This window comes from Syntrophomonas sp. UBA5494 (genome assembly GCF_002426325.1).
On the sequence record NZ_DIPG01000058.1, the window covers coordinates 1 to 20,817 of the forward strand.

The 20,817-nt window shown below is 52.6% G+C and carries 21 protein-coding genes and 1 pseudogene; 19 read left to right on the forward strand and 3 right to left on the reverse strand.

Features of this window, described 5'->3' with window-relative positions:
• From B3W37_RS06775 to B3W37_RS06785, 3 genes and pseudogenes are all read left to right on the forward strand, one after another.
• Window positions 1–447, forward strand: a pseudogene (locus B3W37_RS06775) (aspartate ammonia-lyase); the annotation flags it as partial.
• A gap of 5 nt (window positions 448–452) precedes the next feature.
• On the forward strand, window positions 453–1,688 hold the full coding sequence (gene hydF, locus B3W37_RS06780) for a [FeFe] hydrogenase H-cluster maturation GTPase HydF (protein ID WP_483175157.1): 1,236 nt from the start codon (window positions 453–455) through the stop codon (window positions 1,686–1,688).
• A gap of 321 nt (window positions 1,689–2,009) precedes the next feature.
• Window positions 2,010–2,723: a DUF4397 domain-containing protein gene (locus B3W37_RS06785; protein ID WP_483170763.1), complete on the forward strand. Its 714-nt coding sequence runs from the start codon at window positions 2,010–2,012 to the stop codon at window positions 2,721–2,723.
• 141 nt (window positions 2,724–2,864) lie between these two features.
• Here the strand turns inward: B3W37_RS06785 and B3W37_RS06790 are convergent, their stop codons facing one another.
• The gene (locus tag B3W37_RS06790; protein ID WP_481037766.1) at window positions 2,865–3,053 is read right to left on the reverse strand and encodes a hypothetical protein; all 189 of its coding nucleotides are present in this window, start codon (window positions 3,051–3,053) and stop codon (window positions 2,865–2,867) included.
• Window positions 3,054–3,310: 257 nt separating this feature from the next.
• The gene (gene mscL / locus B3W37_RS06795) at window positions 3,311–3,688 is read right to left on the reverse strand and encodes a large conductance mechanosensitive channel protein MscL (protein ID WP_483175158.1); all 378 of its coding nucleotides are present in this window, start codon (window positions 3,686–3,688) and stop codon (window positions 3,311–3,313) included.
• Between the two features lie 261 nt (window positions 3,689–3,949).
• Here mscL and B3W37_RS06800 point away from each other — a divergent pair, with 261 nt between their 5' ends.
• Entirely contained in the window at window positions 3,950–4,801 is an 852-nt protein-coding gene (locus B3W37_RS06800; RefSeq protein ID WP_483170765.1) for a response regulator, read from the forward strand.
• A gap of 411 nt (window positions 4,802–5,212) precedes the next feature.
• Here the strand turns inward: B3W37_RS06800 and B3W37_RS06805 are convergent, their stop codons facing one another.
• Window positions 5,213–5,773, reverse strand: a complete 561-nt coding sequence (locus B3W37_RS06805) for a GerMN domain-containing protein (RefSeq protein WP_483175159.1) — start codon at window positions 5,771–5,773, stop codon at window positions 5,213–5,215.
• Window positions 5,774–5,993: 220 nt separating this feature from the next.
• On the opposite strand from B3W37_RS06805, the gene B3W37_RS06810 reads away from it, so the two are divergent.
• From B3W37_RS06810 to hisZ, 15 genes are all read left to right on the forward strand, one after another.
• Complete coding sequence (locus tag B3W37_RS06810; RefSeq protein ID WP_481037770.1) at window positions 5,994–6,179, forward strand: hypothetical protein; 186 nt, start codon at window positions 5,994–5,996, stop codon at window positions 6,177–6,179.
• Between the two features lie 285 nt (window positions 6,180–6,464).
• The gene (purE, locus tag B3W37_RS06815) at window positions 6,465–6,983 is read left to right on the forward strand and encodes a 5-(carboxyamino)imidazole ribonucleotide mutase (RefSeq protein ID WP_483175160.1); all 519 of its coding nucleotides are present in this window, start codon (window positions 6,465–6,467) and stop codon (window positions 6,981–6,983) included.
• 3 nt (window positions 6,984–6,986) lie between these two features.
• A complete protein-coding gene (gene purB / locus B3W37_RS06820; RefSeq protein WP_483175161.1) occupies window positions 6,987–8,282 on the forward strand; it encodes an adenylosuccinate lyase in 1,296 nt (431 codons plus the stop codon).
• Between the two features lie 18 nt (window positions 8,283–8,300).
• Window positions 8,301–9,017 carry a phosphoribosylaminoimidazolesuccinocarboxamide synthase gene (purC, locus tag B3W37_RS06825; RefSeq protein WP_481043097.1) on the forward strand — a complete coding sequence of 239 codons (717 nt, stop codon included), beginning with the start codon at window positions 8,301–8,303 and terminating at the stop codon, window positions 9,015–9,017.
• A gap of 72 nt (window positions 9,018–9,089) precedes the next feature.
• Window positions 9,090–9,347 (forward strand): phosphoribosylformylglycinamidine synthase subunit PurS, encoded by a 258-nt coding sequence (gene purS / locus B3W37_RS06830; RefSeq protein WP_481037773.1) that lies wholly within the window; start codon window positions 9,090–9,092, stop codon window positions 9,345–9,347.
• Entirely contained in the window at window positions 9,344–10,045 is a 702-nt protein-coding gene (gene purQ, locus B3W37_RS06835; RefSeq protein WP_483175162.1) for a phosphoribosylformylglycinamidine synthase subunit PurQ, read from the forward strand. The genes purS and purQ overlap by 4 nt, the downstream gene beginning before the upstream one ends.
• A complete protein-coding gene (gene purL, locus B3W37_RS06840; protein WP_481037775.1) occupies window positions 10,045–12,246 on the forward strand; it encodes a phosphoribosylformylglycinamidine synthase subunit PurL in 2,202 nt (733 codons plus the stop codon). Before purQ ends, purL begins: the two co-directional genes overlap by 1 nt.
• Entirely contained in the window at window positions 12,231–13,646 is a 1,416-nt protein-coding gene (gene purF / locus B3W37_RS06845) for an amidophosphoribosyltransferase (RefSeq protein WP_483175163.1), read from the forward strand. The genes purL and purF overlap by 16 nt, the downstream gene beginning before the upstream one ends.
• A 35-nt stretch (window positions 13,647–13,681) precedes the next feature.
• Window positions 13,682–14,719, forward strand: a complete 1,038-nt coding sequence (gene purM, locus B3W37_RS06850; RefSeq protein ID WP_483175164.1) for a phosphoribosylformylglycinamidine cyclo-ligase — start codon at window positions 13,682–13,684, stop codon at window positions 14,717–14,719.
• Window positions 14,716–15,342 (forward strand): phosphoribosylglycinamide formyltransferase, encoded by a 627-nt coding sequence (purN, locus tag B3W37_RS06855; protein ID WP_481037778.1) that lies wholly within the window; start codon window positions 14,716–14,718, stop codon window positions 15,340–15,342. The genes purM and purN overlap by 4 nt, the downstream gene beginning before the upstream one ends.
• A 101-nt stretch (window positions 15,343–15,443) precedes the next feature.
• The gene (gene purH, locus B3W37_RS06860; RefSeq protein ID WP_483175165.1) at window positions 15,444–16,967 is read left to right on the forward strand and encodes a bifunctional phosphoribosylaminoimidazolecarboxamide formyltransferase/IMP cyclohydrolase; all 1,524 of its coding nucleotides are present in this window, start codon (window positions 15,444–15,446) and stop codon (window positions 16,965–16,967) included.
• Window positions 16,968–17,084: 117 nt separating this feature from the next.
• Window positions 17,085–18,371 carry a phosphoribosylamine--glycine ligase gene (gene purD, locus B3W37_RS06865; protein WP_483175166.1) on the forward strand — a complete coding sequence of 429 codons (1,287 nt, stop codon included), beginning with the start codon at window positions 17,085–17,087 and terminating at the stop codon, window positions 18,369–18,371.
• Window positions 18,372–18,374: 3 nt separating this feature from the next.
• Window positions 18,375–18,908 (forward strand): hypothetical protein, encoded by a 534-nt coding sequence (locus tag B3W37_RS06870; RefSeq protein ID WP_483175167.1) that lies wholly within the window; start codon window positions 18,375–18,377, stop codon window positions 18,906–18,908.
• Between the two features lie 6 nt (window positions 18,909–18,914).
• Window positions 18,915–19,577, forward strand: a complete 663-nt coding sequence (locus tag B3W37_RS06875; RefSeq protein ID WP_483170781.1) for an HD domain-containing protein — start codon at window positions 18,915–18,917, stop codon at window positions 19,575–19,577.
• A gap of 46 nt (window positions 19,578–19,623) precedes the next feature.
• Window positions 19,624–20,817: an ATP phosphoribosyltransferase regulatory subunit gene (gene hisZ, locus B3W37_RS06880; protein WP_483175168.1), complete on the forward strand. Its 1,194-nt coding sequence runs from the start codon at window positions 19,624–19,626 to the stop codon at window positions 20,815–20,817.

Sequence of the window (20,817 nt, forward strand, 5' to 3'; positions counted from 1 at the left end):
ATCATGCCCGGCAAGGTTAACCCTGTGATCTGCGAGGCCGTAAATCAGGCGGCCTTCCAGATCATGGCGGACGATCTGGCGGTGACGCTGGCCGCTCAGGCGGGGCAATTGGAACTCAACGCCTTTTTGCCTCTGATTGCTAAGAATTTATTTGAGATGCTCGACCTGCTTCGGAATGTACTGCCCATTTTCATCGGCCGCTGTATCAGAGGGATCGAAGCCGACAGGGAAAACTGCCTGCACAAACTGAACGCCGGTTATACGGCGGCAACGGCGCTGACCGGCACGATCGGCTACGACAAAGCCTCCCGGGTAGCGGCCCTGTGCTGGGAAACCGGCAGGTCAGTGCGGGAAATCGTTCTGGAACAACGGTTCATGGAGGAAAAAGATTTGGATGAAATTTTAAGGCCGGAACGGCTGACGTCGCCCGGGGGGGCAAAGGAGTAGTCACAATGGAAAATATGAACGCGACGCCGACGGCAAGCCGGTTCACCATCGGAATTTTTGGCAGGCGCAATGCCGGGAAATCCTCGCTTATCAACGCACTCACGGGGCAGAACATCGCCGTCACCTCTGACGTTCCGGGGACGACGACGGACCCCGTCCGCAAGGCCATGGAGCTCCTGCCGGTCGGGCCGATTGTGTTGATCGACACGGCGGGGCTGGACGACAGGGGAGAGCTGGGAAAGCTCCGCGTCGAGAAGACCTACGAGGTGCTGCGCAGATGCAACCTCGCAGTTGTCGTTGCCGATAGAGAGTCTGGCATATCGGAGCTTGAGACGGAATTTATCGAACAATTGAAGCGGAGGAAGATCCCGGCCGTCCTGGTCTTCAACAAATGCGACCAGGGCCTGCCCGACGCCGGCGTGCTCGGACGGTTGAGAGAGCTTGCCGGGATTCCCCTGGTCTGCGCAAGCGCCCGCAGCGGCTTCGGGCTGGAGGAGATAAAACAGCAGATCATCGCAAATTCCAATTTTGAGGATGTCGAGCCGGCGCTGATGGACGGACTGATCCGGGCGGGCGATATCGCTGTGCTAGTGACGCCCATCGACAAAGGGGCCCCCAAGGGCAGGCTGATCCTCCCGCAGCAGCAGGCCATCCGCGATATCATTGAAAGCGACGCCAGCGCCGTCATTACAAAGGAGCATGAGCTCAAGCTGACGCTGGAGCGCCTGAACACGCCACCCGCCATCGTGATCACCGACTCGCAGGCTTTTCTCAAAGTGTCCGCGGACACCCCTGCCGAGATTCCCATGACCTCGTTCTCCATTCTGTTCGCGCGGCAGAAGGGGGATCTGGCGGAAATGGTGCGGGGCGTCAAACGTATTGAAACGCTTTCGCCCGGCGACAGGATCCTGATCGTCGAGGGCTGCACCCATCACCGGCAGTCGGACGACATCGGCAAAGTAAAAATCCCGCGCTGGATCCGTCAAATCGTGGGCGGGGATATTGAATTTGAATGGGCCAGCGGAGCCTGTTATCCCAAGGATCTCTCCGGATATGCCATGATCGTGCATTGCGGCGGCTGCATGCTGAACCGCAGGGAGATGCAGTACCGTATGGAAAAAGCCCGGGAACAGTGCGTTTCTATCACCAATTACGGGATCCTGATCGCCTATGCCATGGGCATTCTTTCCAGGGCCTTACGCCCCTTCCCCGCCGCGCGACTGGCTTGGGAGGAAAGCTGATCGCTCCCGTTCCATGCCACAACGACTGTTTTCGGCTCAATCCCTTTTGCAAAGAGAGAATCAAGCAGTGCATGGACGCCCAGGCGTCTTTTCCACGTTCACCGTAATCATTAAAGTTTTCCCGCTTTGCTTTGACTTGATATTGCCGGGTGGGGGCGGTAATGGCGCGAGGTAATAAATGGGTTGGGGTTTAAAAGGCAATTAAGCTCATAGACTGGGGTGGTTTAGAATAAACTTCTAGACCACCATTTTTATTTTTAAGCAAAAGAAGCAATTTTGTAACCCTTTATGAATACTCTTTAACAAAAGTAATTATAGGATGTGATTCATATTCCCACGATAAACTCATTTATTAGGGCCTTACATGCATTGCCCGGAGTCGGTGCAGTTGATGTCTTTATTAATGAAGAATTATTGGACGAAAACCTGACCTACAAAAATGTAAGCCGATACTTGCCTATAGGACCGGGCAATAACAGAATTCAGGTCTTTCTGGAAGGTAATAGGACCAACCCCATCCTTGACACTGAAGTAAATCTTCCTCCCAGCGAAGCCATCACTCTGGCGTTGATAGGAGAAATATCAGATGTTGAAACTCTGCCGATATTACAGCCATTTGGTGATATCGCTCCCCAGGAAGTAAGGATCCGCTTTGCCAATCTGTCTCCGGATGCTCCCGAGTTGGATTTATTTTTGAACGACAACAGGGTGATCAGCGATGTAGCGTATAGACAGGTTACGGGATATTCCAGTGTATCCCCGGATACCTATAGCGTTCAGTTAAGGCCTACCAATAACAGTGATATAATTCTGGCAAGAAAAAACCTGTTATTTAGAGGCGGCAGCGGTTATATCGTCTATGCGGTTGGTCTGGTTGAAGGCGATCCGGCTGTGGAGATCATTTACTTTGAAGACGAACTTCCGGTTGTTGAAGAAGCAGAAGTTGTTGAGGAAGCAGAAGCCTCCAAAGTGGAAGAAGTTAGAAAGGCAGCACCGGGTAAAAGCAATGTCAAAATCATTTTTAAGTATGTTTAGGGAGTAAAGAGTGACGAAGCGATGCCTGTGTAGCGGGGACGGGATTGTTGACAATCTTTGAGATTATCAGCAATCCCGTCCCCGTGACGCAATGCTCAAAAAGAAGCAGCTGAAGCCTGAACTCCAACTGCCCGGGCAATTTTATTTGTTTTGCGTGCCGGCAGAGCCAAAAAGATCCTGACAGTGGCTTATACTGTCATCGAGGGCGTGGCAAACATGGTCTATCTCGCTCCTGGTCTGCCGGTTCATGCGGTCTCTGGGGAGCTTTTCAATCTCCTCTTTGGCATTGCGGATATGTGTTATCGCAGCGCTGATGATGACTCTATCCATCTGGCTTACCTCCTTTAACAATATACATAAGTTAGTTTTTCCACATCCATTGATTGTATGCCGGATCCGGGACATTGCCATAATATAGCATGATTGCCCGGGCGGTTCTGTTCAACGGCCGCTCCCCGCCGAACTTTAAGACGGAAAAACCTGCGAATAAGCGTTATCCGCAGGCTTCCTTCCGGTTAATAGGTTATTTAGCAGGATAGATTGTTTAGTTAATTGTAATGCCTTACAGGAAAAATGAACTAAAAATTCTATTGCCGTGCTTTTAGGAGATCACGGATTTCTGACAACAAAATCACTTCATCGCTGGGGAGGGGTGCTTCTTCCGGAGCTGCCGCCTCCTTCTGCTTGCGCCTGTTGGCGGCTTTGACCACCAGAAAAATACTGAAGGCTATGATAAGGAAGTCCACGACGCTCTGAATAAAAGCCCCATACTTGACCGCTTCACTGCCTACCTGCAGCTGCAGGCCGGAAAAATCTAAACCGCCCATCAACAAGCCTACCAGAGGCATAATGATGTCATTAACCAGCGAGGTCACTATCTTCCCGAAAGCGCCGCCAATGATCACTGCTACGGCTAAGTCGAGCACATTGCCTTTCATGGCAAATTCTTTGAATTCCCGCCACATTACTGTCACCTTCCTTATCCAATTTTTTCTTAGTCTATTTAATCATAGCAGACAAACTAAATTAAAAGGGCTGGTTGCATTTTATTTTCCCCGGAAAACGCTTGAGCGAAAGCAGCGCAAGTTTGCTGATCTGATTTCAGGTTTATCACAAAAAACTTTAATGCCCGGCGCCAACAGCGGGCAGCTTCTCCAACTGACCTTAAACCTTATTGATTCAACTGACGATAACTATTAGTAGCAATTCTGTGAGGATGGATATGGATGGCAAACATAGCCATTGTAAGCCCTTCTGCCTCCAGCCGGCAGTTGATGGCGGATGTACTGAGAACCAAAGGGCATCAGGTCAATTGCATGACTTCCTGGCAGGAGCTGGACTTCGCGCCCATGAAAATCGAAAATCAGGCCCTTTTCCTGCTTGACCATAGTCTGGGTGATGAACGGGTGATAAATATCATTGCGGATATCCGCCGGTTATCTACTCATTATCGCATCCCTATCATGGTCATTTCAGCATCCCCGCGCTCAGAAGATGTGCTCAGGCTGTTCAACCTGGGAATAGATGACTACTATTTGAAACCCCTTGATGCCGGGATTCTATATAGCCGGGTCAAGCGTTTATTAGACCTTTTACCCGTTCCGGCTGAACCACATTATCCAGACACCATAGAATTTGATTTAAACCAGCTTATCAATTTTGAGATCGCCCGGGCCAGCCGGGGCAATTACCCGTTTTCCATCATTCAGCTCTCCCTCGATGTCGATGAGGCCAAACGCAGACCGGAGCATGATGTGCAGGAATTGATGAATCTGTGCTACGATACCTTGCACCGGCAGCTGCGGGAAACCGATATACTCATAGGCGCCGAGAACCGTCTGGTGGTGTTGTGCCCGTTTTCCGACCAGACCGGAACCAGGGTGGTAATGCGCAAAATCATCGATCATCTCAGCCGGCAGGAAGCTGATTATCCTTTCAGCATCCTGGAGATGAGCTATGCCACTTACCCCTATGATGGCCGGGACAAAGGGGGGTTATTAACCTATGCCTCTGCCAATAAGGAACCGCTGAAAGAGTTTCCCAAAAGCACCGCCAATACACTGAGACATGGGGGATAAGAGTGGCCCCAAACAGGGTCATTGTTTTGAATTGGGTACATAAAGCTGCTGAAAGACAGGGCTTTACAGGGTAGAGTTCTTTGCTAATAAACAGTCGCGCCAACTATGCGGATTAGACCGAGGAGTATGTGGATTGATAGACATACCTGTTGCCAATCAGACAATCATATGGAAGCAGGCTGCATCTAGCGTACTCTTCTTCAGTAATCTTTTCATGATAGTTTGAAGGGATAGGGCGCACAAAAAAATGCGCCAAACCCTTCGGGTAGAGTATGATCTTGGGATGTCCGTAATATGCCAGCATCTGCACATTTCAACCCCGATATACCGGTCAGACCTTGGCCATGATTATGGCATGTACGCAGATGCCGGGCAAGATGAACACCGCTGCTACTTGGAAAGAAGGCACATTTAACGTATTTCCTTACCGATGATACTCTCATCGCGGGATATGGGAGAGCTGAGATCCCAGTGGCCTGCCAGAGTGTCTTCTTTCTGACCTTCAATCAGAATCTGCACTTTTTCAATACCCGGCAGCTCCGTAAGACTGTTGACTATGGACATAATGGTCATGCTCTCACCGGTACTGCCGCCCCAATGTTTGGTTTTCAACTCTTTAGAAAAATCAACTGTGGCAATTTTATCCTGAATACTCACTGCAAGTAGCTTCGCTTCCGGGGGTATGGTTTTTACCAGATCGGCCCCCTTGGGTCCTGCTATAAGTTCATTGACCACCGCTTCAGCCGCTGCCTGGAGTTCATCGGAGGCCACCTTTACGGTGCGTTTTTCCGCCGCCAGGAACTGAGCCTGTTGGTCTGAGAAATACAGGGTGATTTCTTTATCTATCTCAGCAGCCTGAGGGTCATTCTGGTTGGGCTGATTGTCTCCCGGGTTGTTGGGGGAGCATCCTACCGCCAGCATCGCCGCAAGGGTCAGGATCAATACAACTAATATAGGCCTGATAGCTCTCATGTGTTTCACCTCAAATTTTTATATTTTCGTTTCCTTAATTATAAAAATTATACAGCCTCATTCAACATCCATTATGCTATTTTATACATTTCTTTGGCGGTATAGCTTTCACCGGCTTCAAAAAATAATAATTCGCATTTTGCGTATAGCGCCATCTTCGGCCTGGGAATAATTATCCAACAAAAGCAAAACTGATTTTGTACGGAATCGAGGGGTTGGCATGAAAGATCTGGTCAAAGAATTGGTGCGGAGTCTGGTTAGTCAACTGGAGGATATCGAAAAAGAGGTGGATTTTGATGCTCTGCGGATGCAGAGCAGTGTGGAAATCGGTGCGGAGGCCCGTTATCTGCAGCAGCAGATCAATGAACTCAAAGAACGCCTTTTGGAAGTTGACGGTCTGGCCTAAATCAAAGGTTAGGTTGGATCGTAAAAATCGTTGATATATCCGTGAGGTGTTTGGTTGACACTGTTAATAGGCTCTGATAATATCAAATTGTAAAAATACATAGCGAAACAACGCGAAAGTGTGCCTAGGGTTCCGCATGCAGGATGGACAGGTCCGAGTGGCACAGGTGCTGAGCACTACACCGTATAGGGATAAAAGCCCAGGCGGACAGGTTTCGGTTACGAAACGACCCGTCTGGGTAATCTATTTTTTATACCATTTGTTTGCAGAGAAGGAGGCCGGTTGATGCCTAAAGTAGGTATTATAATGGGAAGTGATTCCGATCTGGCAGTGATGAAAGACGCGGCTGATATTTTACGGGAGTTCGGGGTCGATTACGACATCACCATCTGCTCGGCGCACCGGCTGCCCGAGGAAACCGCGCGTTATGCGGCCACAGCTGTGGAAAGAGGCCTGGCAGTGATTATCGCCGGGGCTGGAGGCGCAGCTCATCTGCCCGGGGTGATAGCCGCTTCTACCCTGCTTCCGGTCATCGGGGTGCCCGTCCAAAGCGGCGCTCTGGCCGGAGTGGACGCCCTTTACGCCATTGTGCAGATGCCGCGGGGTATCCCGGTGGCGACGGTAGCCATCAACGGCAGTGCCAATGCAGCCCTTTTGGCGGTGCAGATGCTGGCCTTGAGCGATCCCGGACTGCGTCGGGCCTTGCAAGAATACCGCCTTAAAATGGCGGGGTCTGTACTGGACAAAGACAAGAAGCTGCAGCAATTGGGCATCAAGAGTTACCTTGAATCGTTAAGGAGATAGGATATGATTGAACGATATACCCTCCCGGAGATGGGCCGGATATGGTCGCAGGACAATAAACTGCAGAACTGGCTGAAGATCGAGATAGCCGCTTGTGAAGCCCAGGCCAGGCTGGGGAATATTCCTGCAGAAGCGGTTGAGATCATTAAAGAGCGCGCTGCTTTTAAGGTTGAGCGCATTGAACAGATTGAAGCTGAAGTACATCACGACGTAATCGCCTTCCTCACCAATGTGGCCGAATATGTTGGCGAATCCTCCAAATATATTCACCTGGGTATGACCTCCTCGGATATTCTGGATACCGGACTGGCTATGCAGATGCGCGACGCCGCCGATATCATCGCGGACAAACTGCAGCGGCTGCGCCAGATTGTAGCCCAGCAGGCGGCGAAATATAAATATACCTTGAACATGGGGCGCAGTCACGGGGTGCATGGCGAGCCCAGCACTTTCGGACTCAAAATGGCCCTGTGGTACACCGACCTGGAACGGGATCTGATCAGGTGGGCTCAGGCCCGGGATCATATAGCCTATGGGGCTGTCTCCGGAGCTATGGGCAATTTCGCCCACCTCGACCCGCGGGTTGAGGAATACGTCTGTCAGGCTGTGGGCTTAAAGCCCTGCCCGGTATCCACACAAGTGATTCAACGCGATCGTCACGCCCAGTTCCTGACCACGATTGCCGTGATCGGAGCTTCTCTGGAAAAGATCGCCACTGAGATCAGAAATCTGCAGCGCACCGAGATTTTAGAAGTGGAAGAACCGTTCCGCAAAGGGCAAAAAGGATCTTCGGCTATGCCCCATAAGCGCAACCCCATGATGAGCGAGCGGGTAGCCGGTCTTTCCCGGGTCTTACGCGGCAATGCGGTAGCGGCCCTGGAGAATGTGGCCCTGTGGCATGAGCGCGACCTGACCCATTCTTCGGTGGAGAGGGTGATCATACCTGACAGCTGCATCATCCTGGATTACATGCTGGAAAAACTGACCGGGGTGATTCAAGGCCTGGTGGTATATGAGGATAATATGACCCGCAACATCAGCCTGACCGGGGGGCTGATATTCTCCCAGGAGCTGATGCTGCACCTGATAGATAAAGGAATGCTGCGGGAAACCGCTTACCGCCTGGTACAGGACAATGCCATGAAAAGCTGGTCGGAGCGGTGCAGTTTTAAGCAGCTGGTCTTAGACGACCCGGAGATCATGAAATTCTTAAGCCCTGAGGACGTCGAAGCGGTTTTCGACATGTCGATTTACTACAAAAACGTGGATTACATATTCCAACGATGCGGGCTCGAATAGATGAGAGGGGAAGAAAGTATGAACAGCGGAGAGCTAATCTACGAAGGCAAAGGCAAGCGGATATTCAGCACGGAGCGCGATGATGAAGTCATCATGTCCTACAAAGACGAAGCCACTGCATTTGACGGCGCCAAAAAAGGTATTATTAAAGACAAGGGAGTTATTAACAACCGCATATCCGCTTTGATCTATACTTTTCTAGCCCGGCACGGCATCCCCACTCACCTGGTCAAAACCCTGGATGAGCGCAATGTAGTGGTCAAGAGGCTGGAGATGATACCTGTGGAAGTGGTGGTCCGCAACCTCATCGCCGGGGGACTGGCCAAAAGGCTGGGCCGGGAGGAGGGAGAAGCCCTGTCCTCGCCGGTGGTGGAGTTGTATTACAAGAGCGACGCCCTGCACGATCCGATGATAAGCGAATCCCTGGCTGTGGCCATGGGTTGGGCCAGCGAGGAGCAACTGCAGGATATGAAGGCGCAGGCTCTCAGAATAAACCAGGTTTTGCAGAGCTTCTTTGACGGCATCGGTATCATTCTGGTAGATTTCAAGCTGGAATTCGGCCTCTATCAAGGCCGGCTTATCCTGGGAGATGAAATCACCCCGGACGGTTGCCGCTTATGGGACAAAATCAGTCTTGAAAAGATGGACAAAGACCGTTTCCGGAGGGATCTGGGCGGTGAAGAGGAAGCCTATCAGGAAGTGGTAAGGCGCATTGAAGCAGCCCTGCCAGGCTAGAGCCTTGAGCAGGATCTGTGAAATAAAATGATGACAAGGCGACCGGCCGTAGGCCAGGACAGGAGGTAGAAGGTGTTTAAGGCCAATATTTATGTAACGTTGAAACCCGGGGTACTGGATCCTCAGGGCGAGGCGGTAAAGAACTCCCTGCATGTTTTAGACTATCCTTATGTTGATGAAGTGCGCATCGGCAAGTATATACAAGTATGGCTGCAAGGTGAAGACCGGGAAAAAGCCCGGCGCGAATTGGAGGAGATGAGCGACAAACTCTTGGCCAATCCGGTTATCGAAGACTATCGGGTGGAAATAGCGGAGGTCGATGAACCATGAAATTCGGTATTATCGTTTTTCCGGGTTCGAACTGCGATGCGGACTGCTTCCACGTTATAGAGCGGGTGATGGGACAAGAGGCCCGGTATATATGGCATAAAGAATCCGACGTAACCGCTTGTGACGCCCTCATTCTTCCCGGGGGGTTTTCTTATGGAGACTACCTGCGCACCGGCGCAATCGCACGTTTTTCGCCGGTCATGTCCCGGGTAGTGGATTTCGCCGCTCAGGGCGGTCTGGTATTAGGCATATGCAACGGGTTTCAAATCCTGCTGGAAGCGGGCCTCCTGCCGGGAGCCATGCTGCGCAACCGCACCCTGCGGTTTATCTGCAAGCCGGTACACCTTAAGGTCAAAAACGCCGACACTCCTTTCACCCGCACCCTGCAAGAGCATCAAGTCCTGCGGGTGCCCATCGCTCATGGCGAGGGCAATTACTATTGTGATGATAAAACGCTGAAGGAATTGAAAAATAACAGACAGATTGTTTTCACCTACTGTACTCCGGAGGGTATAGAAAATGATGCTGCAAACCCCAACGGCTCCCTGGCCAATATCGCCGGGATCACCAATAAAGCCGGCAATGTACTGGGAATGATGCCTCATCCCGAACGCTGCTCGGAGAGTGTTATGGGGGGCGTTGACGGATATCCGATTTTCGCTGCCATGATCAGCTGGCTTCAGGAGGTGGGCAGATAATGAAAGAACTATCTTACCGGGAAATGGGCTTGACTGATGAAGAATACCGGCAGGCTGCGGAACTTCTGGGACGCACCCCCAATTATCTGGAGTTGGGTATGTTTGCGGTAATGTGGTCGGAGCACTGCGGCTATAAAAACTCCCGCCCGCTTTTGAAACAGTTCCCTACACAGGGGCCGCAGGTGATACAGGGCCCGGGGGAGAATGCCGGCGTGGTCGATATCGGCGATAACCAGGCCCTGGTCTTCAAGATCGAGAGCCACAACCATCCCTCGGCGATTGAGCCTTACCAGGGCGCCGCCACCGGCGTGGGCGGGATTGTGAGAGACATATTCACCATGGGCGCCAGGCCTATCGCTATGCTGAATTCCCTGCGCTTTGGCCCTCTGGAAGAGACCCGGGTGAAGACCCTGTTTTCAGGAGTTGTCAAAGGCATCGGCGATTATGGCAACTGTCTGGGGATCCCAACGGTCGGAGGGGAAGTATATTTCAACGCCTCTTATCGCGGCAACCCCCTGGTCAATGCCATGTGCGTCGGCTTGGTGAGACAGGATGAAATCGCACTGGCGGTGGCCAATGAGGTGGGGAGCCCCATTATGCTGGTAGGAGCCAGAACCGGCCGTGATGGGATTCATGGCGCCACCTTCGCATCCGAGGAATTATCGGAGAGTTCCGCAGAAAAGCGCCCCTCTGTGCAGGTGGGCGACCCCTTTATGGAGAAGCTGCTCATTGAGGCCTGCCTGGAATTGATCAAAGAAGACCTGGTAGCCGGTATGCAGGATTTAGGTGCGGCCGGCCTGACCAGTTCCATAGCTGAAACCGCAAGCAAAAAAGGCCTGGGCGTGGCGGTGGATGTGCTCAAAGTGCCGCGCCGCGAACCGGGTATGACCCCCTATGAGGTTATGCTGTCAGAATCCCAGGAACGAATGCTGATCGTGCCGCGGAAGGGCAAACATAACCGTATTACGGAGATTTTTGAAAAGTGGGGCCTGGATGCGGTCGTCATCGGTGAGGTAACCGGCGACGGCTTGTTCAAGGTGTATGAAGGCCAGGAATTGAGGGGCTCGGTTCCAGTAGCAGCCCTGACCGAATCCTGCCCGGTATACACCCGCGAGGGCCAGGAACCCGTTTATTATAAAGAGAAGCAGGCCTTCAGCTGGGCCGAATTGCCTGATGAATGCAATTCCCAGACAATTCTGGCCCTCCTGGCTTCACCCAGCATTGCCAGCAAGAAGTGGGTCTACAGCCAGTATGACCATCAGGTGATGCTGAATACGGTGGTATTGCCCGGACAAGGCGATGCAGCGGTTTTGAGAATCAAGGGCCATGACAAAGGCATCGGCTTGGTTACGGACTGCAACGGCAGGATGGTCTATCTCGACCCGTTCCGCGGGGGCGTTATGGCGGTCTGCGAGGCGGCCCGCAATTTGGCCTGTGTCGGCGCCAGACCGCTGGCCCTGACCAATTGCCTCAATTTCGGAAGCCCCGAGAATCCAAACATTTACTGGCAGATGCAGCAGGCCATTCAAGGGATGAGCCTGGCCGCCAGAACCTTGAACACCCCGGTGGTGAGCGGCAATGTGAGTCTATACAATGAGACTGAGGCCGGGGCTATTTTCCCCACCCCGGTGGTGGGCATGGTAGGTTTAATAGAGAACCTGGAAAACCGGATGGATATGGCCTTCAAGAACAGCGGCGAGATTATTGTGATCTTGGGGGGCCTGCGCACCGAACTGGGCGGATCCGAGTACCTGGCCTTGATACATGGCGAGGAAAGCGGGGAGGTCCCGGCGCCGCACCTGGAAAAGGAAAAGGCCTTGATCGATCTGTTTTTAGAACTTTCCGCCCGGAAACTCCTGTCCTCCTGTCATGATGTGGCTGACGGCGGTCTGGCCGTTACTCTGGCTGAGATGGCCATTGCGGGCTCCATGGGCTTCGCAGTAAGTCCGCCTATTAACGGACAGCGTGCGGATGAAGTCATGTTTTCAGAAGCCCCGGGGCGGATCGTGGCCAGCCTGCCGGAGAGCAGCCTGGCGGAAGTGGAGGCATTAGCCCGCAGTTTCGGTATTGAACTGCACCGCCTGGGAACAACCGGAGGAGGGCTATTGCAATATAAGCTGGAAGGGAAAGCCGATATTTCTGTTGCCTTGGAACAAGCTGCCCATAGTTGGGGGGAAGCTATAGCATGCCACATGAGTTAAACGATCACTTTAAAGATGAATGCGGTGTATTCGGGATCTATATGAACAAGCCTGAAAACGATACCGATGCGGCCCGCACCGCTTTTTACGGCTTATATTCCCTGCAGCACCGCGGCCAGGAGAGCGCCGGCATAGCGGTGTCTGACGGCAGTGAGATCCATTTGCAAAAAGGCATGGGACTGGTGCCGGATGTTATCAAGGCGGAGCACATAGCGTCCTTGACGGGCCACATAGCGGTCGGCCATGTGCGCTATTCCACCAGCGGAGCCAGCAGCATAGTGAATGCCCAGCCTATGGTTTTCCATTATCTGCAGGGTATGGTAGGCTTGACTTACAACGGCAATCTGGTAAACGCAGCCGTTCTGCGCCGGCAGCTGGCGACTTATGGCTCGGTTTTTCAGACTACCACCGATACCGAGGTTATAGCCAACCTCCTGGCGCGTTACTCCCATGACCGCATGGAGCAGGCTTTATCCAAGTGCATGATTGATCTCAAGGGAGGATATGCCTTGGTAATCGCCACTGACGACCGCCTGGTGGGAGCCCGGGATCCTATGGGGATCAGACCGCTATGCCTGGGAGAACTCAATGGCAATTATATTCTGGCTTCTGAATCGGTGGCTTTCGATACCATAGGGGCTAAACTGATACGCGACGTTAAGCCCGGAGAAATAGTGGCGATAGATCATAGAGGCCTGCACTCCATTCAGTATATGCCTTCACCGCGCAAGGCCATATGCATCTTCGAATATATTTACTTTGCCCGCCCGGACAGCACTATTGACAGCATTAATGTTTATCAGGCGCGCCGGGCTATGGGGCGCCAGCTGGCCAGAGAAAGCAATGTGGAAGCCGATATGGTGATATCGGTCCCTGATTCCGGGACGTCAGCGGCCTTGGGTTATGCCGAAGAATCAGGGCTGCCCTTCCATGAAGGGCTTATAAAAAACCGCTATGTGGGGCGCACTTTTATACAGCCCACTCAGAATATGAGGGAGAACAGCGTGCGCATGAAATTAAATGCGGTTGAAGAGGTGGTCAAGGGCAAACGGGTGATCATGGTCGATGATTCCATCGTGCGGGGCACCACCAGCAAGCAGATCGTGCAGATGCTTCGCGATGCCGGAGCAGCAGAAGTTCACATGGCAGTGGCCTCACCGCCTACCCGGTATTCGTGTTTTTATGGAATAGACACTTCCCGGAGGGAAGAATTGATTGCCAGCACCATGGCAGTGCCCCAAATCGAAGCTTTTATCGGGGCTGACAGCCTGCATTACCTGAGCATGGAAGGGATGTTCAATGCCCTGGAGGGCGGTTCGGCCAGCTTCTGCGCAGCCTGTTTTAGCGGTGCTTACCCGGTGCCTGTAAATGGGTACCATCCTGACTCTAGTTGCGGATAGATTTTTTATTGAGATGACGATTGGGGGAGAAATCCATGGATAAACCGGGCTGGGATTACAAGCAGGCCGGGGTGGATATTGACGCTGCCAGCACCTCGGTGGAGATGATAAAGAAATGGGTGGGAATGACCCGGCGCCCTGAAGTGATAAATGATATCGGCGCTTTTGCAGGTTTTTTTGCCCTTGATGCGGCCAAATACCGGGAACCGGTTCTGGTATCAGGCACAGACGGGGTGGGAACCAAACTAAAAATTGCTCAGATGATGGGTATACATGATACAGTAGGAATAGATTTGGTGGCAATGTGTGTCAACGACATTCTGGTACACGGAGCTGAACCTCTGTTTTTTCTGGATTATATCGGAGTTGGGAAGCTGCAACCCCAGATGATTGAAATGCTGGTCAAAGGGGTCAGTCTGGGATGCGTTCAGGCGGGCTGTGCCCTAATAGGCGGCGAGACCGCAGAAATGCCCGGTTTCTACAGCGAAGATGAATATGACCTGGCCGGTTTCGCGGTTGGGGTGGCGGACAGACATCGCTTGATCCAGGGCAGCAGGATCGAAGACGGGGATATTCTCATCGGTTTGCCCTCATCCGGTCTTCATTCCAACGGTTTTTCCCTGGCGCGCAAAGTCCTTTTGGAGCATGCGGGTTTAAAGCTTGCCGAGCGGCCTCAGGATCTGCGGCAGACCCTGGGGGAGACCCTGTTGGCGCCTACCCGTATTTATGTGAAACCGGTTTTGGAACTGTTAAAAAAAGTGGATATACATGGCATGGCCCATATTACCGGGGGAGGGATCGTGGAAAACCTGGCGCGGGTTTTGCCTGACGGTCTGGGCGCCGCTATTAACACCAGTGCCATGGAAATACCGGCTGTATTCAGCCTGATAGCTTCTTCGGGCAGAGTGGAGAGGGATGAGATGTATCGTACCTTTAACATGGGCATCGGTTTTATTCTGGTTGTAAGTCAGACCGACGCCGACCACACCCTGGAAAGTATGCGCGAACAAGGCGAAAAGCCCCGGATCATCGGTGAGGTGAGCCGTGAAACGGGAGGGGTTCGGTTGTTATGAGACGCTTGATGGAAGCCGGAAAACTGCGCCTGGGGCTTCTGGCCTCAGGGCGGGGAAGTAATTTTGACGCCATCATGGCGGCTATTATCCGCCAGGACCTAAACGCCACTATGGCTGTGGTAATCAGCGACAGCCCCGATTCGGCCGTCTTGCAGAAGGCTTCGGTCCGCAATGTACACAACTGCTGCATCAATCCGCGCCAATTCAAAGATAAAAGCGATTATGAAAGGCATCTGGTGGAACTACTGCAATCTGAAGCGGTTAACCTGGTGGTATTAGCCGGATATATGCGTATGGTTGGCAAGGAATTTCTGAGTGCTTTTAAGAATCGGGTGGTCAATATTCATCCTGCACTGCTGCCTTCTTTTGCAGGGCTCAATGCCCAGCGTCAGGCCATAGATTACGGTGTGAAATACAGCGGCTGCACGGTGCACCTGGTCGATGAAGGCATGGATACCGGCCCGATCCTCATGCAGGCGGTGGTGCCGGTAACCCAGGACGATGATGAAAACAGCCTGGCTACCAGGATATTAGTTGAAGAACACAAGCTTTACTGGCGCTGTCTGCAGATGATCGCCGAAGGACGGGTGTGGCTGGAGGGGCGCCGCGTTTTTATACGCTGAGCCCAGAAAAAGGCCGCAGCCTAAAAGCGGGAACATAAATTACAAACATGGCGACGGTATGGGGAGCGTAAAATATTGATAACCTTAAAGGGGGCTTATTGGTGACAAAAAGGGCATTGATCAGCGTCTCTGATAAAAGCGGGTTGATTGAATTCGCTCAGGGGCTTGAAAAACTGGGTTGCGAAATTATCAGCACCGGCGGGACTTTCAAGGCTCTGCAGGATGCGGGGGTGAAGGTCGTTAAAGTGGCTGAGGTTACCGGTTTCCCGGAGATACTGGACGGGCGGGTTAAAACTCTGCATCCCAAAATACACGGCGGCATACTGGCCATGAGAAACAGCCGCCACCTGGCCGAGCTGCAGCAGAATCAGATTACACCGATAGATATCGTAGCTGTGAATCTCTATCCGTTTAAGGCTACGATAAGCAAACCCGGAGTCACCCTGGAGGAGGCCATCGAAAACATTGATATTGGCGGCCCCAGCATGGTTCGTGCCGCTGCCAAGAATTACCGCGATGTGGTGATCGTGACCAAACCTGACCTGTATCCGGTTGTATTGCAGCAATTGCAGAACGGCGGAGTGGATGAAGACACCCGCTTAAAGTTGGCCCTGGAGGCCTTTCAGCACACTGCCGGTTACGACGCTGTGATCAGCGCCTACCTGGCCAAGCTGGTGGGGAGCGATTTGGCCGACACCTACGTTTGTGCCGGCGAGAAGGTCTACGGGCTGCGCTATGGAGAAAATCCCCACCAAGAAGCGGCTTTCTACCGGGACATGCTGCCCGGCCGCTGCGGCCTCCCCGATGCGGAACAGCTCAACGGCAAAGAATTATCCTATAATAATATCATCGATACCCAGGCCGCCTGGGATTTGGTCAGAGAATTCCAACAACCGGCCTGTGTCATCATCAAACATAACAACCCATGCGGCACCGCCCTGGGCAGTAGTTTAGCCGAGGCTTATGAGCGCGCTTTTGCCGCGGATCCGGTATCGGCTTACGGGGGCATCGTTGCCTTCAACGGCCGGGTTGACCAGGAAACCGCCCAGAAGGCCGCAGCCCTCTTCATGGAGGTCATCATCGCGCCGGATTATGATCATCAGGCCCTGGAAATCTTGAAGAAAAAAACCAACCTGCGCATATTGCGTTTGGAGATAAATCCCCCTTCGTCCTGGCAGGTCAAGAGCGTGGATGGGGGCTTTATCATTCAAGAATCTGATGAGGATAATATACAGGCCAGCGACCTTAAGTTAGTGACCACGGCCCAACCCAGTCCCGAACAAATCGAGGATCTGCTTTTTGCCTGGAAGGTATGTAAGCATGTTAAATCAAATGCCATCGTCCTGGCCAAAGCAAAGCAGGCCATAGGAGTGGGGGCAGGGCAGATGAACCGGGTAGGTTCGGCTCGCATCGCCGTGGAGATGGCCGGTGACAAGGCAATGAATTCGGTCTTGGCTTCAGACGCATTTTTTCCGTTTAAAGATACGGTAGAAATCGCGGCTGCAGGCGGAGTTAAAGCTATTATCCAACCGGGCGGATCCATCCGTGATGAAGAGAGCATTGTGGAGTGCGACAAGCACGGCATCGCCATGGTTTTTACCGGGGTCAGGCATTTTAAACACTAAGACCTATTTACACCGCCGGATTTTATGGTATCCTATTAATCTATACCAGACCGCAAAGGGAAATACCCTGCACAGATTTATGTCAACTATCACGAATAGCTAATAAGGGGGGTACGTATGGGTAAGAAGATACTGGTCATCGGTCAGGGCGGTAGGGAACACGCCCTGGTATGGAAGCTGGCACAGAGCGCAGAGGTCGAAAAGATCTATGCCGCCCCGGGTAATCCAGGGATGGAGGGGCTGGCCGAGTGTGAGGATATCGAGATTGACGACCTCAGCGATATCCTGTATTTTGCCTGGAGCAAACAGATTGACCTGACCGTGGTGGGCCCGGAAGTGCCACTGATGGCGGGCATAGTGGAATTATTCCATGACCATGATCTGCAGATCTTTGGACCCACCTCTGCGGCCGCTCAATTGGAGGGCAGCAAGGTATTCGCCAAAAACCTCTTGCGCAAATACAACATCCCTACCGCCGCATATGAGGCTTTCGACAGCCTGGAACCGGCTCTGGAATATGCGCGGGGCTTCATAAGAAAAGGCCGGCGGGTAGTCCTGAAGGCTGACGGGCTGGCCGCCGGCAAAGGGGTTATCATAACATCAACCGAAGCGGAGGCTGAAGCCGCCCTGATAGGCATGATGCAAGAACACCAATTCGGGGCTGCCGGTGACAAGGTGGTTATTGAAGAATTTTTGGAAGGCGAAGAGGTCAGCTTTTTTGCCATCAGTGACGGCCAAAACTACATACCCCTCATAGCCGCCCAGGATCACAAACAGGTATATGATAATGATCAAGGCCCCAATACCGGCGGCATGGGGGCTTATGTCAACCCTCCGGTTTTTACGGAAGAACTTTGTCAAGAGGTCGTAAATAAGATCATCGAACCGGTAATCGCCGCTATGCAGGCCGAGGGCTGCCCTTATCAGGGGGTATTGTACGCCGGTTTGATGATTACCGCTGACGGACCCAAAGTTCTGGAGTTTAACTGCCGTTTTGGTGATCCTGAGACCCAGGCTATTATGCCCATGCTGGCCGGCGATCTGCTGCCTTTGCTGGAGGCCTCCGCGCAGGGAAACATCAAGGATATGGAGATAGAGTTGAAGCCGGGAAACTGTGTGTGTTTGGTATTGGCCTCAGGAGGCTATCCGGAAAGCTATCAAAAAGGATTCCCTATTGAAGGACTGGAGGAAGTAGATCAGGATACCCTGGTATTTCATGCCGGCACCGCCCAAAAGTACGGGCGGATAGTAACCAACGGGGGGCGGGTTTTGAATGTGGTCAGCAGCGGGGCCACAATCCGCGAAGCTGTGGAAAAGGTCTATAAGGAAGCGGGCAAAATCCGCTTTGATCATATGCATTACCGGCGCGACATCGGGCGTAAAGCATTATTGAAGGAGGACTAAGCCGTGGTCTGGTCCAGACAGATCGCATTACGCTGGGCCGTATTGCTAATCGGGGTGGGGATGCTGTTCTTTCTTCCCACCCGCGAGTTTCTCAAGACTACCTTTATGCTGGGTGTACCTTTTGTATTTGTTCTGGGGTACATGGTCAAGCAGCGCCGTGGTTCTCTGCCGCACCTGGCGGCCCTCTTGCTGCTGGCGGTTATCGGCTGCGGATATATTGTTATGCTGTACACCCTGCCGCAGCGCATAGAAGTGCGCCGTATCGTAATAGAGGGCAGCGACCTGCAAGGCCAGGGACGGTATGAGGAAGCTATACAGCGCTACCGGGATTTGGAGGCCCTGGGCCGAACCCAGGATATGAATAAACGTATCGCCCAGGCCGAGAAAGAGGCCCATGCCGCCCAGACGCTGTCGCAGGCAGAGCAGCTCAACCAGGCCGGACAGCGCCAACAGGCCCTGGAGTTATTAAACAGTATCCCTGAAGGCACCAAGGCTGCGGCCCAGGCTGAAAAGCTAAAAAAAGAATGGGGAGGCTAGCCCGTAGTGATCACCCTGGAAGACGTCAAAAACAATCAGGCCGTACAGCGTTATATGCTGGTGGGCAATGATTATATCGGCGCCATCGGCGCCATTGAACATAGTGTCAATCATGCCGAGTTGGTTTCTCAACTGAGTCATGATATTCTGACCAAACTGGGTTTTCCGCAGCGCCAGGCGGAATTGGCGGCAATTGCCGGTTATCTGCATGATATAGGCAATCTTATCAATCGATATGGACATGGCATGTCGGGGGCTTTGATGGCCTTTCGCATTCTCCTGGATATGGGCATGGACCCTGAAGAGATCGCCATCATCATGGGAGCCATCGGCAATCATGAAGAACACGCCGGAGGCAGGAGCGTAAACAATATCGCCGCAGCATTGATTCTGGCTGACAAGTCCGACGTAAAACGCTCCCGGGTGAGAAAACGCGACTTTGCCGCTTTCACACCCCGGGACCGGGTCAATTACGCGGTTACCGACTCACATCTCGAAGTTGATGCGCAAAAAAAGATTATCAGTCTGAAAATAAGCATCGACATCGAAGTTACATCAGTAATGGAGTACTTCGAGATCTTTCTGACCAAAATGTTAATGAGCAGAAGGGCGGCGGAATATCTGGGATGTGAGTTTGAGCTGATGATAAATGACGCCAAATTATTATAGATAAAACAGGATATTGCATATACATCCGCAACACGAGGAGACAGCTATGAAAAACAGAGACGTTCCCAAGGGTTTGCGTGACATGCTGCCCGACGAGGTCAAGGTAAAAAGAAATATTGAAAAGAAAGCGGCCCGCTTATTTAGCAGTTACGGCTATCAAGAGGTTATCACTCCCACCTTTGAATTCCTGGAGGTGATTGAAAGCGGCGCCGGTAAAAATATACGCGGGGAATTGTTCCTTTTCATGGATCGCGAAGGGGGCATTCTCTCACTTCGGCCTGAGGTGACGGGTTCTATCGCCAGACTGGCCTCAACCCATCTTCGGGAAGTGCAGCTGCCCCAGCGCCTGTTTTATATCAGCAATGTATTTCGCCACGTGCAGCCCCACCTGGCCCAGTACCGCGAGTACTGGCAGGCCGGGCTTGAACTGTTAGGGGCGCCCGGACCCTGGGCGGACGCCGAGATCATCAATATCGCGGTCCGCCTCTTGCGCGACCTGGGTCTGACCCGGTTTAAAATCAGTATAAACCAGATAGGGATTTTTAATGCCTTGCTGGATGATAAAGCCTTATCAAGCGCAGAGCGCGAACAGATCCGTACCCTGGTAGAGAGCAAAGACCTGGTGGAGCTGAACCGGATCCTGGAAAATATGCGGGTAGAGGACGGATTGAAAGAGGCCATCGCCAGCCTGCCTGTTCTTCATGGCGGGCTGGAGGTCATAAAACGCATTCCCTATATAGAACGGAACCGGGCGGCTTCAGCTGCGGTTCAAGAATTGCTGCAGGTCTATGATGCCCTGGGACACTACGGGGTGCTGGATGATATTGTGATCGATCTCGGTGTGCTGCGCCGCCTGGACTATTATACCGGATTGGTTTTTGAGGGTTATTCTCCGGATTTAGGCTATGGTCTCCTGGGAGGGGGCCGCTATGACCGTTTATTGGAGCAATTCGGCTTTTCCTGCCCGGCTACCGGTTTTGCGGTGGGAATTGACCGTTTGGCCCTGGTCTTGAAATGCCGTGAGCCGGAGCCCCATCATTATCTGGTGGGTGGAACTGATCCGGGGCAGGTCTTGAAACGTTGCGGAGAACTGCGCCAGGCCGGGTTTGTGGTTGAGATGGATGTACTGGGGCGCAGCCGGGAAACCCTCCGCGAGGTGGTCGAGTCCAGGGAAAACTGGAGCCTGGAGTACCTCCATGACCAGGACTGTTTAGAAGTGACATCAGGACGGGGGGATTAA